Genomic DNA, 16349 nt, shown 5'->3' with positions numbered 1-16349 from the left:
CGGAAACAGGAGGCACTCGGTTGTTGTACGGCGCGATGAAGGTCGCTATCGGGGGACCGCTCAAGGTCACCTTCAGGCCCTGGGTGGAAGGCCTGGAGAACGTCCCGGCCGAGGGCCCGGCGATCCTGGCGAGTAACCACCTGTCCTTCTCGGACTCGTTCTTCCTGCCCGCGGTGCTGGACCGCAAGGTCACGTTCATCGCGAAGGCCGAGTACTTCACCACGCCCGGCGTGAAGGGGCGCCTGACGGCGGCCTTCTTCAAGGGCGTCGGCCAGCTCCCGGTGGACCGCTCCGGGGCGCGCGGCGCCGGCGAGGCGGCGGTGAAGAGCGGCATAGAGGTGCTGGAGCGCGGCGAGTTGTTCGGCATCTACCCCGAGGGCACCCGTTCGCCCGACGGCCGGCTCTACCGCGGCAAGCCCGGCGGCCTCGCGCGCGTGGCGCTCGCGACCGGCGCCCCGGTGGTCCCGGTCGCCATGATCGACACCGAGAAGATCCAGCCGCCCGGACAGGTGATGCCCAAGCTGATGCGGCCGGGCATCCGGATCGGCAAGGCCCTGGACTTCAGCCGCTACCAGGGCATGGAACACGACCGGTTCGTGCTGCGCGCGGTGACCGACGAGGTCATGTACGAGATCATGAAGCTCTCCGGCCAGGAGTACGTCGACATCTACGCGACCGCCGCCAAGCGGCAGATCTCGGAGGCCGCCAAGGCCGAGAAGGACGCGGCCAGGGCGGAGAAGGACGCGGCGAAGGCCGACAAGAGAACCACCGAGTCGTAGTCTGCGGCCGGGGGGCGAGGGGGGACCGGGGGAGATGACCAAGCGGGAACGTGTCGTACGCATGTCGGTGGAGCAGCCCCTGTGGCGTGCGCTCACCGGCTACCGGGTGCTGACCCTGCTCTACGCGGTCGGCCTGTTCGCCTCCGCCTACGAGGACTACGACCGCCCCGGCGTCGCCATCGCCTACTTCGCCGTCCTGACCGTCTGGACGCTGGCGACCCTGCCGCGCGTGCAGAACGCGGCGGCCTGCACCAAGCGCTTCCTCGCCGTCGACCTGGCCGTCGCGCTCACCGGCATCGTGCTGACCCCCTGGGTGGTCACCCAGGGCCACATCGACCGCGGCGGCCCCACCCTGCCGTCGATATGGACGGCCGGCGCGGTCCTCGCCTACGCCATCAAGGGCGGCTGGCGCTGGGCCGCGTTCGCCTCCACCCCGGTCGCCGCCGCCAACCTGATCGAGCGCGGCCACCCGGCCCGTGACACCGTCCACAGCGTGGTCCTGGTCTGGGTCGCCTCCATCGCCATCGGGTACGTCGTGGAGGTCGCCCGTGCCTCCGAGCGCACCCTCGCCCGCGCCCTGGAGATCGAGGCCGCGACCCGCGAACGGGAACGGCTCGCCCGGGACATCCACGACGGCGTGCTCCAGGTGCTCGCCATGGTGCAGCGGCGCGGCGCGGTCCTCGGCGGTGAGGCGGCCGAGCTGGGACGGCTCGCGGGGGAGCAGGAGGTCGCCCTGCGCACCCTGGTCTCCGGCGGCCTGGTGCCGCCCTCCCGGCTCTCGGAGGACGCGGCCGAGGGCGCGGTCGTACGCCTGGTCGAGGAACCGGACGACGCCGGTCCCGTCGACCTGCGCACCCTGCTCGCGCCGTACGCGGGGTCCCGGGTCAACCTGGCCGAACCCGGCGCGCCGGTGGAGCTGCCGCCGCGCGCGGCACGCGAGCTGGCCGCCGCCGTCGGCGCCGCCCTGGACAACGTGCGCGGGCACGCCGGGGAGCAGGCACGGGCCTGGATCCTGGTCGAGGACGAGCCCGACGGGATCGTGGTGACCGTACGGGACGACGGGCCCGGCATCCCGGAGGGGCGGCTCGCCCAGGCCGAGGGGGAGGGGCGGCTCGGGGTGGCCCAGTCGATCCGCGGCCGGCTGCGTGACCTCGGCGGCAGCGCCGAGCTGTTCTCGACTCCCGGGCAGGGCACGGAAGTGGAGCTGAAGGTACCGAAGGTCTCCCCGGGGAAGGCGGAGCGGCGATGAGCATCAAGGTGATGGTGGTCGACGATCACCCCATGTGGCGCGACGCGGTCGCCCGGGACCTGGCCGAGGCCGGGTTCGAGGTGGTCGCCACCGCCGGGGACGGCGACCAGGCGGTGCGCCGCGCCAAGGCCGCCGCGCCCGACGTCCTCGTCCTGGACCTCAACCTGCCGGCCAGGCCCGGTGTCCAGGTCTGCAAGGAACTCGTCGGCCACAACCCGGCGTTGCGGGTCCTGGTGCTGTCCGCCAGCGGGGAGCACGCCGACGTGCTGGAGGCGGTGAAGTCCGGGGCGACCGGCTACCTGCTGAAGTCGGCGTCGACGGAGGAACTCCTCGACGCGGTGCGCCGTACCGCCGTCGGTGACCCGGTGTTCACGCCCGGCCTGGCCGGTCTGGTCCTCGGCGAGTACCGCCGGCTGGCCTCCGAACCGGCTCCGGCCGCGGACGCCGACGGGCCGGACGCGCCCCGGCTGACCGACCGCGAGACCGAGGTGCTGCGGCTGGTCGCCAAGGGCCTGAGCTACAAGCAGATCGCGGAGCGGCTGGTCATCTCCCACCGCACGGTCCAGAACCACGTCCAGAACACCCTCGGCAAGCTGCAGTTGCACAACAGGGTGGAACTGGTCCGGTATGCCATAGAGCGCGGCCTCGACGACGAATGATCCACAGCTGATGTGATCTTCGCGCTTGACGGCAAGTAAACCAACCGCCCACTGATTCACCGGAATTGCCCTTCCCGCCCATCCCTGTGTGACCTGGATCACCACTAGCGTGAGCCTCACCAGGCAACCGCGGCGAAGGGACATTTCCATGCGGGTCGGAGTACTGACCGGAGGCGGCGACTGCCCCGGGCTCAACGCCGTCATCCGGGGCGTCGTCCGCAAGGGCGTGCAGGAGTACGGCTACGACTTCGTCGGCTTCCGGGACGGCTGGCGCGGACCTCTCGAAGGCGACACCGTCCGTCTCGACATCCCCGCCGTGCGCGGCATCCTGCCCCGCGGCGGCACCATCCTCGGCTCCTCGCGCACCAATCCGCTCAAGCAGGAGAACGGCATCCGCCGGATCAAGGACAACCTCGCCAAACTGGAGGTCGAGGCGCTCATCGCGATCGGCGGCGAGGACACCCTGGGCGTCGCCGCGCGCCTCACCGACGAGTACGGCGTGCCCGTCGTCGGTGTCCCGAAGACCATCGACAACGACCTGTCCGCCACCGACTACACCTTCGGCTTCGACACCGCCGTCGGCATCGCGACGGAGGCCATCGACCGGCTGCACACCACCGCCGAGTCCCACATGCGGGTCCTGGTCTGCGAGGTGATGGGCCGGCACGCCGGCTGGATCGCCCTGCACTCCGGTCTCGCGGGCGGCGCCAACGTCATCCTCATCCCGGAGCAGCGCTTCGACCTGGACCAGGTGTGCGCCTGGATCACCTCCCGCTTCAAGGCGTCGTACGCCCCGATCGTGGTCGTCGCCGAGGGCGCCATGCCCAAGGACGGCGACGTCGTCCTCAAGGACCAGTCCCTGGACTCCTTCGGGCACGTCCGGCTCTCCGGGGTCGGCGAGTGGCTGGCCAAGGAGATCGAGAAGCGCACCGGCAAGGAGGCCAGGACCACCGTCCTCGGGCACATCCAGCGCGGTGGTACGCCCAGCGCCTTCGACCGCTGGCTGGCCACCCGCTTCGGCCTGCACGCCATCGAGGCCGTCCGCGACGGCGACTTCGGCAGGATGGTCGCGCTGCGCGGCACCGACATCGTCCGGGTGCCGATCGCGGAGGCCACGGCCAAGCTGAAGACGGTGGACCCGAAGCTGTACGAGGAGGCCGGGGTCTTCTTCGGCTGAGCCCGGACGGCCGGCGCCGCACACCCCGTTCCGCGGAGATCCGCGGAACGGGGCGACGGCAGGGCCGGGCTTCGACGCGACGGCCACGGCGGGAGACCTGAGGGGCGCGAGGAACCGCGCGACAAGCCCCCACGCACCCGCACCCGAAGCTCAGGCCTGAACGGTTCCGGTACCCCGCAGCTGTGCCACCAGCTCCCGCACGATCGACGCCCCGTCCAACGTGAGCACCGACTCCGGATGGAACTGCACCCCGGCGAACCCGGGCCCCCGCAGGGCGTGCACCTCGCCGTTCGCCGCCCGGCTCACCTCCACCCCGTGCGCCGCCAGCTCGCGCGCCGCGTCCTCGTCGCACCGGGCCACGAAGCTGTTGTAGAAGCCGACGGTCTCCGCCCGCCCGAACAGGTCCACGGTCGTCTGCGCCCCCTGGAAGGGGACCTCCTTGCGTACGACCGCCAGCCCCAGCTCCGCCGCGATCAGCTCGTGCCCGAGGCAGACGCCCAGCACCCCGTGCCGGTGCTCCCGGATCACCGACGCCGTCAGCTCCCGCAGGAACCGCATCTTCGGATCGTCCAGGTCGGACGGGTCACCCGGTCCCGGGCCCAGCACCACCGGACCCGGGTGCGCGAGCACGTCCGCCCGCAGCCCCGGCTCGTCGTAACGCCGTACGGTGACGTCGAGCCCGCCCGAGCGCAGCAGGTGCGCGAGCATCGCCGTGAACGTGTCCTCCCCGTCCACCACCAGCGCGTGCCCGGCCAGCTCCCCGGTCCGCTCCTGCATCCGCAGCCAGAAGGGGGCGAGCGACGCCCGGCGCCCGTCCAGCGCGGCCCGCACCCGGGGGTCGTCCGCCAGCCGTGGGCGCCCCTCCTCGCCCCGCGGCCGGGCCGGCCGTACCCCGAGCGCCGCCAGCACCCCCGCCGCCTTGGCGTGGGTCTCGGCGACCTCGCCCGCCGGGTCCGAGCCGCGCACCAGCGTGGCGCCGACGGGAACCCGCAGCCGTCCCCGCGCGTCGATGTCGGCGGTGCGGATGAGGATAGGGGAGTCCAGGGTCTGGGCGCCCCCGGAATCCCGGCCGAGCAGCGCCAGCGCGCCCGCGTAGTAGCCGCGCCCGCCCACCTCGTGCCGCTCGATGACCCGGCAGGCGTTCTGCACCGGCGACCCCGTCACGGTCGCCGCGAACATGGTCTCCTTCAGGACCTCCCGCACGTCCAGCGAGGACTTCCCGCGCAGCTCGTACTCGGTGTGCGCGAGGTGCGCCATCTCCTTGAGCCTGGGGCCGACCACGACCCCGCCCATGTCGCCGACGGTGCACATCATCTTGAGTTCCTCGTCGACGACCATCGACAGCTCCTCGATCTCCTTGCCGTCGGCGAGGAAGCCGAGCAGGTGCTCGGGGGTGGGGCCCTCGGCGGGATAGCGGTACGTGCCGCTGATCGGGTTCATCACCACCGTGCCGCCGGACATCCGCACGTGCACCTCCGGGCTTGCCCCCACCAGCGTCCGGTCCCCGGTGTGCACGACGAAGGTCCAGTACGCGCCCCGCTCGCCCGCCAGCAGCCGCCGGAACAGGGCCAGCGCGTCGGCGCGTCCGAAGCCCGGCACCTCCCCCTGGTAGGTCCGGCGGATCACGAAGTTCGCGCCCTCACCCCGGCCGATCTCCTCGCGCAGCACCCGGTCCACGATCTCGCCGTACGCGTCGTCGTCGACGTCGAAGCCGCCACGCTCCACCCGTACGTCGTGCGCGGGAAGCACGGCGAGGGCCTCGGCCAGCGGCACCCGGCCCACCACCTCGGGGGTCAGCACCAGCAACGGCGTCCCGTCGTCCCGCACGTCGAAGCCGCGCTCGCGGATCTGCCGGAACGGCACCAGGGCCAGACCCTCCTCCGGCAGGTCGGCGAGCCGGTCGCGGGCGGTGACGGGGCCGACCAGGACCTCCACCGTGTTCTCGTCGTGGCCGGGGGTGCGGCGCCGGAGCAGGGCGAAGGGGCGGTCGTCGTGGAGCAACTGGGTCAGGTCCATGGTTCCTCTGCGGTCCTTTGGCAGGTGGGAGAGGAACGACCCCGGAAACACCGAAGGCCGCCCCTCGGGCGGCCTTCGCGAAGTCTTGCGTACGCGCAGTCAGTGGGCCGCCGGAGAAGCGGTCCACCACCAGTTCTGGGTCGAGTGCGCGAACATGTGGAAAACCCTACCCCACCGGCCGCCCTGTCCACAGGACAATCACGGCGTCTCACCAGTCGAGCCGGAGGAAAATATGGCGACACGACCCCGTAATGTTTACGAGGTGACCGTGAACGCTAAGACCAGCGCGAGCGCTGGCAACACCTGGCGAGACCTGCCCGCGGCGCAGCAGCCCGAGTACCCCGACCCCGAGGCTCTGCGCGCAGTCGTTGCGGAGCTGGAGTCGTATCCGCCGCTCGTCTTCGCGGGCGAGTGCGACCAGCTGCGCGCCCGGATGGCGGCCGTCGCCAAGGGAGAGGCGTTCCTCCTCCAGGGCGGCGACTGCGCCGAGGCCTTCGACGCGGTGTCGGCCGACCACATCCGCAACAAGCTCAAGACGCTCCTCCAGATGGGTGCCGTGCTGACGTACGCCGCGTCGGTGCCCGTGGTGAAGGTGGGGCGGATCGCCGGCCAGTACTCCAAGCCGCGCTCCAAGCCGACCGAGACCCGCGACGGCGTGACGCTGCCGACGTACCGCGGCGACTCGGTCAACGGCTTCGACTTCGACGAGGCGTCCCGGATCCCGGACCCCGAGCGGCTGAAGCGGATGTACAACGCGTCGGCCTCCACGCTGAACCTGGTGCGCGCCTTCACCACGGGCGGTTACGCGGACCTGCGCCAGGTGCACGCCTGGAACCAGGACTTCGTGAAGTCCTCCCCGTCGGGCCAGCGCTACGAGCAGCTCGCCCGCGAGATCGACAACGCGCTGAACTTCATGCGGGCCTGTGGCACCGACCCGGAGGAGTTCAAGACCGTCGAGTTCTTCTCCTCGCACGAGGCGCTGCTGCTCGACTACGAGTCCGCCCTGACCCGGGTCGACTCCCGCACCGGCAAGCTGTACGACGTCTCCGGGCACATGGTGTGGATCGGTGAGCGCACCCGGCAGCTGGACGGCGCGCACATCGAGTTCGCCTCGCGCATCAGCAACCCGATCGGCCTCAAGCTCGGTCCGACGACCACGGCCGAGGACGCGCTGAAGTACATCGACCGCCTCGACCCGGACCGCGAGCCGGGCCGGCTGACCTTCATCGTCCGGATGGGTGCCGACAAGGTCCGCGACAAGCTCCCCGAGCTGGTCGAGAAGGTCACCGCCTCGGGCGCCACCGTGGCCTGGGTGACCGACCCGATGCACGGCAACACCTTCGAGGCCGCCTCGGGTCACAAGACCCGCCGCTTCGACGACGTGCTCGACGAGGTCAAGGGCTTCTTCGAGGTCCACAAGGCCCTCGGCACCCACCCGGGCGGCATCCATGTCGAGCTCACCGGTGACGACGTCACCGAGTGCGTGGGCGGCGGCGACGAGATCTTCGTCGACGACCTGCACCAGCGCTACGAGACGGCCTGCGACCCCCGCCTGAACCGCAGCCAGTCCCTGGACCTGGCGTTCCTGGTCGCGGAGATGTACCGGGCCCAGTAAGGGCACCGGGCGACTGCTCTGGGGCGCGGATCACACCGGATCCGCGCCCCTCGCACTTTTGCGGTTCCCCGGTGATGGGTAAGGTTAGGTTTGCCTCACCGACAAGCGGGATGGCAGTAGGAAGAACCGTCCCCGCAGGGAGGTGGAACCGCGTGTACGTCTGCAGCTGCTTCGGCATCACCGAGGCCCAGGTCAAGCAGCACGCCGCGGACGGCGCCTGCACCCCCCGCCAGATAGCCTCCGCCTCCAAGGCGGGCACCGACTGCGGCTCGTGCGTCCGCCGGATCCAGGCGCTCCTCGGCCGCGGCGCCTGCCCCCGCCGCGAGGCGGCGGAACAGGGCAGGCCAGTGCTGACGGCGCTGGCCGGTGAGCGTCCCGAAGGGGCGCGGGAAGCATGGCGAGCGGCCGCGACGGGCCCGCAGCCGGCCGACGACCTGCCCCGGCCCTTCCCGCGGAGCGCCTAGCTGCTCTCCGGCTGCTCGATGATCTGCGAGATGTAGAGCGCCTCACCGAGCTTCTCCACCAGCTCCAGCTGGGTGTCGAGGTAGTCGATGTGGTGCTCCTCGTCGGCGAGGATGTCCTCGAAGATGTTCGCGGACGTGACGTCGCCCTTCTCGCGCATCACCTTGATCCCGCGCTTGAGCCGGTCGATCGCCTCCACCTCGATCTGCCGGTCGGCCTCGAACATCTCCTTCACGGTCTGCCCCACGCGGACGTGGAACAGCCGCTGGTAGTTGGGCAGCCCCTCCAGGAACAGGATCCGGTCGGTGAGCACCTCGGCGTGCTTCATCTCGTCGAACGACTCGTGCCGGGTGTACTTCGCGAGCTTGTACCAGCCGAAGTTCTCCTGCATCTTCGCGTGCAGGAAGTACTGGTTGATGGCGGTGAGCTCGCCGGTGAGCTGCTCGTTGAGGAATTCGATGACCTCGGGGTCGCCCTGCATCGCAGAGGCTCCTTCCGCATGGTTCCGTACCGGACGGATGGGGATGTTTGCGGCGCATGATTGCACCGGCACAGAAGATCGTCCAGTAAGTGCGTACTTAGTAAGTAAGTCCGCGCTTGGCATCAGTTGGACCTTTTGGTGATCTCTGCGGTGGTCTGCCTGGTCAGGTGCATCGCCCGTGGTCTGTCAGGATGGAAGGCATGGGTCATCCGGTGGAGCACGCGTCCAGAGGAGCCGCAGGGTCCGAGCTTCCGCCGGGACAGCGGCTCCAGCGCGGCTGGCCGGTCACCCACTACGGCCCGGTGCCCAAGTTCCGGCCCGAGCGCTGGGAGTTCAGGGTCTTCGGCGCCACCGCCGACGGGGACACGCACACCTGGAACCACGAGCGGTTCACGGCTCTGCCGTACACCACCGTGGTCGCCGACCTGCACTGCGTGACGAAGTTCAGCATGCTCGGCGCCGAGTGGGGCGGCATCCCGGCACGGACCGTCCTGGAGCTCGCGCCGCCCGCCTCCGAGGTCACCCACGTGATGGTCTGGGCGGAGTACGGCTTCAGCTCCAACCTGCGCCTGGCGGACTTCGCCGCCGAGCGCACGCTCTTCGCCACCCACAAGGACGGCGAACTCCTCACCGCCGAGCACGGCTTCCCGGTCCGCCTGGTCGTGCCCCAGCTGTACGCCTGGAAGGGCCCCAAGTGGGTCCGCGGCATCGAGTACATGACCGCCGACCGCCGGGGTTTCTGGGAGGAGCGCGGCTATCACAACATCGGCGACCCCTGGAAGGAGCAGCGCTACTCCTACCAGGAGGGACCGGGGGACGGCCCCGGGGTCTGAGCCGGGATGCCCCAGCGGTGGTGCCGGTTCAGTGGTGGTACCGGTGCACCACCGCGTGCCCCCTGCCCCGCCCGATGGTCCACTTGTTGACCGGCGTCGTCACCACGAACGCCAGCACGAGCGAGACGGCCAGCGAGATCCAGAACAGCGCGTCGCCCAGCTGGGCGTCCATCGCGGCCGGCCAGACCAGGATCGTGCCGTTGTCGATCAGTTCCATCACGGCGATCGAGACGGTGTCCGCCGCCAGCGCCACCCGCGCCGCGGTACGGAGGTCCACGCCCGCCCGCAGCACCCCGCGCATGGTCAGCGAGTAGCCGAAGAGGAACGCCAGCACGATCGCCAGCAGTGTGGTCGGCAGGTTCCCCCAGCCGAAGGCCGTGCCGACGACCATGCCGAGCACCTCGCCGACGGCGCACCCGGTGAGGCAGTGCAGGGTGGCCTGGACGGCCGTGGCCCAGGACGCCCCGCCGGCGTGGTCATGAACGGTGTGGTCGTGAGCGGTGTGCTCGTGAAGGGTGTGGTCGTGGTCCATGGCTGACCCCCGGTGTCAGGTGCGGATCCTGCTGTGACGTCAACCTGTATACCCCCCTGGGGTATTCCCGTGAAGGCTTCGGGCTCGTTCCGGTAACAGCGAGCACATTCCGTGCCCAGAGCGCTACGCTGAGATCCTTGCCTGGCGGGAGACGCGCCGGGTGAAGACGGATCCGAGGGGCCGTTGAGGTTCCGCTTGTGATCCTGTTCGGGGGCGAGCGGTCGGGGGCGACGGTGGGGCTGTTCGGAGAGCGGCATACCTTCATGGGGGGACTCGGACCGGGGGACCGGGAGGCACTGGCGAGCCTCGGCACCCGGCACGAATACCCGGCGTACGACACGGTCATCACGGAGGGCGACCGCACCACCTTCGCGGTGGTCCTGCTCAGCGGCTGGTGCACGGTGTGGACGCCGACCGAGCGCGGCGGCCGGCTGATCCTGGCGCTCCGCAGGGCCGGCGAGGTCGTCGGGGACATGGCCGCGCTCGACGGCCGTCCGCGCAGCGCCTCGGTCAGCACCCTCGGCGAGGTCACCGGCCTGGTCGTACCCGGTGAGCGGTTCCGCCGGTTCCTGGCCTCCCGGCCGCACGCCAACGCGCTGATGACGGTCCAGCTCACCGAGCGGCTGCGCAGCGCGGACCACGAGCGCCGGGCGCTGGCCTCGATGACCGTGCTGCAACGGCTCGCCGAGCGCCTGGTCGAACTCGCCGACCGCGCGGGCCGCCGGGAGAACGAGGCCGTGACCATCCGGCTGCCCCTCGCGCAGCACGAACTGGCCGCGTCCGTGGGCTCCACCCGGGAAGCCGTCGCCAAGGCGCTGCGCCTGTTACGGGAACAGGGCCTGGTCCGCACCGGCCCCGGCACCCTGGCCGTGGCCGACCTGGACCCGCTCCGCCTGCTCGCCGCCGGACAACCGCACGAGACCTGAAAGCACCGAGTCCCGTGCTGTGTAAACGGCTACAGCGACGACCGGCCGGCTCCGCGACCATCGCAGCCAGGCAGCCGGTGGTCCGGCGGGACAGCTGGGAGGAGAAAGCGATGGAGGGGGAAGCCGCGTACGGCTTCATCGTCAACGTGGACGCACAGGGCTCGGGTCTGCTGACCGACACCGAGAAACCCGAGATGCGGCGCAGACTCTACGACGTCACGGGCACCGCCTTCGAGCAGGCCGGCATCCGCCCGCCCCGGCTCTACCAGGAGGACCGCGGCGACGGCATCCTCGGCGTCCTGGCGCCCGACGTACCGCCCGTCCGGGTGGTGGGGGAGTGGATCCAACAGCTCCACCAGAACCTGCGCGAGACCAACCAGCACCTAAGGAAGCCGCTGCGGCTGCGCGTGGGCCTGCACATCGGGCGGGTCACCGCCGACGCGCACGGCCGCTCCGGGCGCGCCGTGGACCTGGCCTGCCGGCTGGCCGACTGCGCCGTCACCAAGGCGATCCTCCGGGCCGCGGACGGCGCGCCGCTGGTGGTGGCCGCCTCCGACCGCGTGCACGAGGACTTCATCCTGCCCGGCGGACGCTGGGTGGATCCCGGGCACTACCGCCGGCACGACGTGGACCTTAAGGAGGGCCGCACCACCGCCTGGTTCATGGTCCCGGGCCGGTCCGAACCGCCCGAGCCGGGCCCGGAAGGGGGGCAGGCGCTGGACGCGACGGCGGCCGGCCCGCAACCGCCCCGCCAGCCACCACCCCACACCGACGAGGCCGGCGCGACGACCGAGGCCGCCCCGGCCGCCCCCGCCGCCGGGGACCGTGTCGTCCAGAACATCCACCAGCACGGCACCGGCCGGATCGTGGTCGGCGGCACCATCGACACCATCAACTTCTCCGACGGTGGTGGCCGGTGAACGCACAGGGCCCCCAGCCGCCCCAGAACTCCCCGAAACCACAGCAACAGCAGCCACAGCCGAAGGCCGAACCGGACAAGCCGCAGGGCGCCGAGCCCGCCGGCGCACCCGAGCCGGAGAAGGCCGACGTCATCGGCGGCCCGGCCGCCGACCCGCTCGGCGAGGAGGCACTGCCCGGCGCCGCGGCCGCCGCCTCCCGCGTCTACCGCTCGACCGTCAGCCAGTACGGATCCGGCACCCTGGTCAGCTCCGGCTCCGTCGGCACCATGAACTTCTACGGCCGGCAGACCACGGAACGCGTGCTCGCCGGCCCCCTCCCGGAGGACCAGTTGCTCCGGCTCCGCCAGGTCTTCAAGCAGCCCGCGGAGTACGACGACCACCTCGACCAGCTGAGCACCGGCCGTCTCCTGGTGCTGTTCGGCCAGCCCGGCACCGGCCGCGCCTACACCGCGCTGTCCCTGCTGGACAGGGTGACCGGCGGCCGCGTCTCCCGGCTCGACCCGCGCACCGACCTGGACAAGCTCGACGACGACCAGATCAGCGGAGGCCACGGCTACGCCCTGGAACCGGGCGCCGCGCTGCCCGACGAGACCGGCCTCGACCGGCTCTGCCAACTGCTCGGCCGGAAGGACGCCTACGCGGTCCTGCTCGCCACCCCCGAACCCGGTGACGTGCTCTCCCGCAGCGCCCGCTACTACCGCGTCCACACCCCGGCCGCCCAGACCGCCGTACTCGAAGGCCACCTCGCCCTCGAACTCGACGGCGCCGGACCCGACTACGAGCGTGCCCGGGCGACCGCCCTGGACCCCGACGTCCTCGCGGCGCGCGGCCTGAACGACCTGCGGCCGGCGGAGGCGGCGCACTTCGCCACCCTGCTGGCCCAGCACACCCGGGGCAAGCTCAGCCACGACGAACTCATGGCCGAGTGCCGGAAGTTCGCCGAGAACCAGGCCGCCGAGTGGTTCGCCGGCGGACTCCGCTCCGAGACCCCGGAGCGGCTGCGGGACGCGGCCTACCGGATCGCCGTCGCCGTCCTCGACGGGGCCTCGCTCAGCGCCGTCGCCGAGGCCGCCGAGGTGCTCGCCTGGGAACTGGCCGTCACCGTCGACCCCGAGGCCACCCCCGGCCGCCCGCTGTTCAGCGACGGCGTCGACGCCCGGCTGGTCTCCGCCCGCGCGGTCGCCGAACTGGGCACCGAGGAGGTGGGCACCGAGGAGGTGCCGGTGCGCACCGTGCGGTTCGCGGGCGAGGCGCTCGCCCCCGCCGTCCTCGGCCACCTGTGGCAGCACCGGCACAACGCGCGCGGACCCGTGCTGCGCTGGCTGGCCGGGCTCTGCGAGGACGGCCGGCCGCAGGTCTGGGTCCGGGCCGCCGTGGCCGCCGGGCACCTGTGCCGCCTCGACCTCTCCCACACCGTGCACGAACTGGTCCAGCCCATGGCCCGGTCCGAGCGGGCGCCCCGCCGGCTGTTCGCCGCGACCGTCCTCGACGTCGCCCTCGGCTCGCCGGAGGTCGGCACCGCCATCCGCGCCCTGGTCGCCTCCTGGGCCCGGTACGGCGACGAGGAACTGCGCTGGACCGCGGGCGCGGTGCTCGGCCGGGGACGCGCCACCGGCACCGTCCGCGACTCCCTCGACCTGCTCGGCGGCATCGGCGTCCGGGACGAGGGCAAGCTGCGGTCCGCCGCGTCCGTCCAGGTCGCCCACTTCGCCGGCGCCCACCCCGAGGCCCAGACCCTGCGCCGGATCCGCGCCTGGCTCTCCGACGAACGCCGGCCCCAGCAGGACCTCGGCCTGCAGTCCACCGTCTACCTCGCCGGCCTGCCCGCCAGCGACCTGTGGAACCTGCACGAGGACCTGGAGGGCCACGGCGACTGGCCGCTGATGCTCGCCCTCGCCGAGGTACGGCCCGCCCTCGCCCCGGACCTCGCCGGGCTGCTGTGGACGGCGTTGCAGACCCCTCGGTCGTACGAGGCGGCCGTCGAGACCGTGTCCGACTGGCTGCGCCGCTCGGCCGACCAGCCCTGGGCCGGCCGGCTGGAGCGGTTCCTGCCGCTCCTCGTGCACGGCCACGACGACCGCAACCGGCTGCTGTCCCTCATCAAGGAACTCACCGAAGACCCCGACCAACCACTGAACGAACAGCAGGTCCGCCGCCTGTGGGGGGCGGTCCAGGGAGCGAGTACACCATGACGTACAACCAGTGGCCCCCGCAGGACCAGGAGTTCGTCCTCCCGCACGACCTCAGAGGCCCCTTCGTCCGCGAGTTCGCGCCACAGGCCGCCTACCGGCACCGCAACAGCCAGGTGGCGTCGGTGCTCTACTACAGGAACGGCGGGCACAGCGTCATCACGGTGCGCGGCGCCGAGCACTTCAACAAGCCGCTGATGGGCAAGCCCACCTCGGTGTGCTGGATCGCCCGCGGCCAGCACCAGGTCTCCTTCCAGCTGGAGCTGCCCACCTACGGCGACCGGTCCCGGTTCCGGGCGGGCGCGGACGTCAACTGGGAGGTGCACGACTTCTACCTCGCCGCCGAGAAGCGCGTGGTCGACGTGGAGCGCATGCTGCGCCCCTCGCTGGAGGCCCGGCTGCGCGGACTCAGCCGCCGCTACAGCCTGGACTCGGCCCAGCAGGTCGACGAGGCCATCCAGGACGAGCTGGCCAGCGGCCGGTGGGGCGACTTCGGCGCCGAACTCGGCCTCGCCACGCAGGTGTTCGTCCGTATCGACCTCGGCCAGGCGGCCGCCGACCACCAGGCCCAGATGGTCGCGGTGGAGAAGGGCTCCAGGGTCCAGGAGGCCATCGACACCGCCAACAAGGCGCGGATCGCCGCCAACCTCGACGACGCGCAGAAGCTGATCGGCGCGGGCGAGACCGCCCAGTACGCCCACATGATGGCCGCCGACCCGAGCCGCGCCCACGAGATCCTCGGCGTGCTCCAGCAGCAGGCCCGCGAACAGCGCCAGGGCGCCCTGGACTACCTCACCAACCTGATCAACCAGGGCGTGGTGCAGCGCCACCAGATCGACGACCAGGTGCAGGCCCTGATCGAGTACAGCCGTACGGTCTCCACCGGTGTCTTCCCGAACGGCATCCCGCAGGCCCCGACCTCGCTGCCGATACCGCCGATGCCGCCGGCGCCCCCGCTGCTCCCGGCCGACGCGCCCCCGCCGATCCCGCCGGCCCCGCCGGTCTCCCCGACGGACGCCGTCCCCGGAGAGGGGACGGGGGTGGAGGACGACTCCAGCCCCGAGGCGCGCCGATGAACTCGGGCGACCCCGCCGACGCCGCCGCGCACTATGTCGCCGAACGGCTGCTGCTGACCGTGCGCGAGGACCTGGGCAGGGCGGACGTGAAGGCGTCCGTCCTGCTCTCGGGCGCCGTCGCGGTACCGGCGCTGGTGCTCGGCAGAGGGGCACCGGCCGGCGCCTCCGGCCTCGCCCTGGTCTGTCTCGCGGCGGGCGGGGCGCTCTGGGCGGCCGGCACGCTGCTGCTGCTCGCGGTGATCGTGCCCCGCACCCGCACGGTCCGCTCGGCACCCGGCCCGACCTTCTACGCCGACGCGCTGGGCGGTGTCGACCGGGAGGCGCTGCGCGGGGCCGCCGCGGAGGCGGCGGCGGACCGGGTCGGCTGGCTGCTCACCCAGTTCCAGGACGTCAGCGTGATCCTGTCGGCGAAGTACCGGTGGCTGCGCCGCTCGATGGCCCTGCTGGCCGCCGGCCTGCTGCTGGCGGCGGTGCCGCTGGCGGCGGCGTGAGCCCCGGCCCGCCGGGCGTCAGCCGTCGCGGAGCCGCTTGAGGCGCTCCACGTCGGCCGCGTGCCCCTCCTTGCCGCCGGGCGTCTCGATGACCAGCGGTACGCCCGCGGTCGCCGGGTGGGTCATCAGGGCGCGGAACGGATCCTCGCCGATGTGCCCGGCACCGATGTTCTCGTGCCGGTCCTTGTGGGCGCCGACGACGTCCTTGGAGTCGTTGGCGTGGATCAGCTTCAGCCGTCCCTCGCCGACGGTGTCCACCAGCAGGTCCAGCGTCTGATGCATGCCGCTCGGCCCGGTCAGGTCGTGCCCGGCGGCGAAGACGTGGCAGGTGTCCAGGCAGACGCCCAGCTTCGGATGGGCGTCCAGCGCCTCGAAGTACGGCCCGAAGTCCCAGGTCCGCGAACACAGGGAGGCGCCCTGGCCGGCGGTGGACTCCAGGAGCAGGAACGGGTCGTCGTCCGCGGTCAGTTCGTCGAGCAGCGGCAGCAGGTGCGCCCGTACCTGCTTCAGCGCCACCTCCCGGGCCCGCCCGCCGGTCGCGCTCCCGGTGTGCACGACCACCCCGAGCGCGCCGATCTCCCGGCCGCGGCGCAGCGAGTGCCGCAGCGACTCCACCGACCTCTCCACCGTCGCCTCGGTGCCCGAGCCGAAGTTGATCAGGTAGGGGGCGTGCACGTACGCCGGCACCGACTCCTCCGCGCAGGCCGCGCGGAACGCCTCGTCCTGCCCGGGGTTGCCCGCCGGGGTCGCCCAGCCGCGCGGGTTGGCGACGAAGACCTGCACGGTCTCCGCCTTCAGCTCACGAGCGTAGGACAGCCCCACGGAGTGCAGGCCGCCGGCGACGGGCACATGACCGCCGACGGGGTTGCGGGCGGGGCCGGACGGAGGGTTCCCGGCGGGACGGGACTGCTGGTCGTTCACCCGTCAAGGGTGGCACGGCGGCG

General features: G+C 72.1%; 16 protein-coding genes and 1 pseudogene. 12 read left to right on the top strand and 5 right to left on the bottom strand.

Going from position 1 to position 16349, the window contains the following annotated elements; all coding sequences use genetic code 11:
* The first annotated feature begins 23 nt into the window (after positions 1–23).
* The 4 genes from MB828_RS46465 to MB828_RS46450 all read left to right on the top strand — a co-directional run bounded on the left by MB828_RS46465 (position 24) and on the right by MB828_RS46450 (position 3864).
* Entirely contained in the window at positions 24–779 is a 756-nt protein-coding gene (locus MB828_RS46465) for a lysophospholipid acyltransferase family protein (protein ID WP_133028227.1), read from the top strand.
* Positions 780–813: 34 nt separating this feature from the next.
* Positions 814–2028: a MacS family sensor histidine kinase gene (gene macS / locus MB828_RS46460; RefSeq protein ID WP_133028228.1), complete on the top strand. Its 1215-nt coding sequence runs from the start codon at positions 814–816 to the stop codon at positions 2026–2028.
* Complete coding sequence (locus MB828_RS46455) at positions 2025–2687, top strand: response regulator (RefSeq protein WP_046727427.1); 663 nt, start codon at positions 2025–2027, stop codon at positions 2685–2687. The genes macS and MB828_RS46455 overlap by 4 nt, the downstream gene beginning before the upstream one ends.
* Positions 2688–2835: 148 nt before the next feature.
* Positions 2836–3864 carry a 6-phosphofructokinase gene (locus MB828_RS46450; RefSeq protein ID WP_301653411.1) on the top strand — a complete coding sequence of 343 codons (1029 nt, stop codon included), beginning with the start codon at positions 2836–2838 and terminating at the stop codon, positions 3862–3864.
* Positions 3865–4014: 150 nt separating this feature from the next.
* Here MB828_RS46450 and MB828_RS46445 read toward each other — a convergent pair whose 3' ends face one another.
* The gene (locus tag MB828_RS46445) at positions 4015–5880 is read right to left on the bottom strand and encodes an anthranilate synthase family protein (protein ID WP_301653410.1); all 1866 of its coding nucleotides are present in this window, start codon (positions 5878–5880) and stop codon (positions 4015–4017) included.
* Positions 5881–5979: 99 nt separating this feature from the next.
* Positions 5980–6036, bottom strand: a complete 57-nt coding sequence (locus tag MB828_RS47075; protein WP_071659820.1) for a trp operon leader peptide — start codon at positions 6034–6036, stop codon at positions 5980–5982.
* 106 nt (positions 6037–6142) lie between these two features.
* Here MB828_RS47075 and MB828_RS46440 point away from each other — a divergent pair, with 106 nt between their 5' ends.
* Positions 6143–7495 (top strand): class II 3-deoxy-7-phosphoheptulonate synthase, encoded by a 1353-nt coding sequence (locus MB828_RS46440; protein WP_301653409.1) that lies wholly within the window; start codon positions 6143–6145, stop codon positions 7493–7495.
* A 110-nt stretch (positions 7496–7605) separates the two neighbouring features.
* Positions 7606–7857, top strand: a pseudogene (locus MB828_RS46435) ((2Fe-2S)-binding protein); the annotation flags it as partial.
* A 98-nt stretch (positions 7858–7955) separates the two neighbouring features.
* Here the strand turns inward: MB828_RS46435 and bfr are convergent.
* The gene (gene bfr / locus MB828_RS46430) at positions 7956–8438 is read right to left on the bottom strand and encodes a bacterioferritin (RefSeq protein ID WP_046727431.1); all 483 of its coding nucleotides are present in this window, start codon (positions 8436–8438) and stop codon (positions 7956–7958) included.
* A 200-nt stretch (positions 8439–8638) separates the two neighbouring features.
* Here bfr and MB828_RS46425 point away from each other — a divergent pair, with 200 nt between their 5' ends.
* A complete protein-coding gene (locus tag MB828_RS46425; protein WP_301653407.1) occupies positions 8639–9271 on the top strand; it encodes a sulfite oxidase-like oxidoreductase in 633 nt (210 codons plus the stop codon).
* A 28-nt stretch (positions 9272–9299) separates the two neighbouring features.
* Here MB828_RS46425 and MB828_RS46420 read toward each other — a convergent pair whose 3' ends face one another.
* Complete coding sequence (locus MB828_RS46420) at positions 9300–9803, bottom strand: DUF4396 domain-containing protein (RefSeq protein ID WP_301653406.1); 504 nt, start codon at positions 9801–9803, stop codon at positions 9300–9302.
* Positions 9804–10066: 263 nt separating this feature from the next.
* Here MB828_RS46420 and MB828_RS46415 point away from each other — a divergent pair, with 263 nt between their 5' ends.
* The 5 genes from MB828_RS46415 to MB828_RS46395 all read left to right on the top strand — a co-directional run bounded on the left by MB828_RS46415 (position 10067) and on the right by MB828_RS46395 (position 15405).
* The gene (locus MB828_RS46415; RefSeq protein WP_240528859.1) at positions 10067–10729 is read left to right on the top strand and encodes a Crp/Fnr family transcriptional regulator; all 663 of its coding nucleotides are present in this window, start codon (positions 10067–10069) and stop codon (positions 10727–10729) included.
* Between the two features lie 110 nt (positions 10730–10839).
* On the top strand, positions 10840–11649 hold the full coding sequence (locus tag MB828_RS46410) for a hypothetical protein (protein ID WP_301653405.1): 810 nt from the start codon (positions 10840–10842) through the stop codon (positions 11647–11649).
* Positions 11646–13841, top strand: coding sequence for a hypothetical protein (locus tag MB828_RS46405; protein ID WP_301653404.1), 2196 nt, complete (start codon positions 11646–11648; stop codon positions 13839–13841). The genes MB828_RS46410 and MB828_RS46405 overlap by 4 nt, the downstream gene beginning before the upstream one ends.
* Complete coding sequence (locus tag MB828_RS46400; RefSeq protein ID WP_133028238.1) at positions 13838–14914, top strand: hypothetical protein; 1077 nt, start codon at positions 13838–13840, stop codon at positions 14912–14914. The genes MB828_RS46405 and MB828_RS46400 overlap by 4 nt, the downstream gene beginning before the upstream one ends.
* On the top strand, positions 14911–15405 hold the full coding sequence (locus tag MB828_RS46395) for a Pycsar system effector family protein (protein ID WP_301653403.1): 495 nt from the start codon (positions 14911–14913) through the stop codon (positions 15403–15405). Before MB828_RS46400 ends, MB828_RS46395 begins: the two co-directional genes overlap by 4 nt.
* 18 nt (positions 15406–15423) lie before the next feature.
* On the opposite strand, the gene MB828_RS46390 is transcribed toward MB828_RS46395, so the two are convergent.
* Positions 15424–16326, bottom strand: coding sequence for a deoxyribonuclease IV (locus MB828_RS46390; protein WP_301653402.1), 903 nt, complete (start codon positions 16324–16326; stop codon positions 15424–15426).
* Positions 16327–16349: the final 23 nt, after the last annotated feature.

It is taken from the genome of Streptomyces arenae, from assembly GCF_022343545.1.
Lineage (GTDB): Bacteria > Actinomycetota > Actinomycetes > Streptomycetales > Streptomycetaceae > Streptomyces > Streptomyces humi.
The sequence above is the reverse complement of the archived record's forward strand: the minus strand, read 5'-3'. Positions and strand labels throughout refer to the sequence as shown.

Bases quoted from the DNA above. Each gene is read 5' to 3' on its own strand.
- MB828_RS46420 (WP_301653406.1), bottom strand. From the start codon at position 9,803: ATGGACCACGACCACACCCTTCACGAGCACACCGCTCACGACCACACC.
- MB828_RS46400 (WP_133028238.1), top strand. From the start codon at position 13,838: ATGACGTACAACCAGTGGCCCCCGCAGGACCAGGAGTTCGTCCTCCCG.
- MB828_RS46415 (WP_240528859.1), top strand. From the start codon at position 10,067: ATGGGGGGACTCGGACCGGGGGACCGGGAGGCACTGGCGAGCCTCGGC.
- MB828_RS46455 (WP_046727427.1), top strand. From the start codon at position 2,025: ATGAGCATCAAGGTGATGGTGGTCGACGATCACCCCATGTGGCGCGAC.
- MB828_RS46425 (WP_301653407.1), top strand. From the start codon at position 8,639: ATGGGTCATCCGGTGGAGCACGCGTCCAGAGGAGCCGCAGGGTCCGAG.
- bfr (WP_046727431.1), bottom strand. From the start codon at position 8,438: ATGCAGGGCGACCCCGAGGTCATCGAATTCCTCAACGAGCAGCTCACC.
- MB828_RS46395 (WP_301653403.1), top strand. From the start codon at position 14,911: ATGAACTCGGGCGACCCCGCCGACGCCGCCGCGCACTATGTCGCCGAA.
- MB828_RS46410 (WP_301653405.1), top strand. From the start codon at position 10,840: ATGGAGGGGGAAGCCGCGTACGGCTTCATCGTCAACGTGGACGCACAG.
- macS (WP_133028228.1), top strand. From the start codon at position 814: ATGACCAAGCGGGAACGTGTCGTACGCATGTCGGTGGAGCAGCCCCTG.
- MB828_RS46450 (WP_301653411.1), top strand. From the start codon at position 2,836: ATGCGGGTCGGAGTACTGACCGGAGGCGGCGACTGCCCCGGGCTCAAC.
- MB828_RS46445 (WP_301653410.1), bottom strand. From the start codon at position 5,880: ATGGACCTGACCCAGTTGCTCCACGACGACCGCCCCTTCGCCCTGCTC.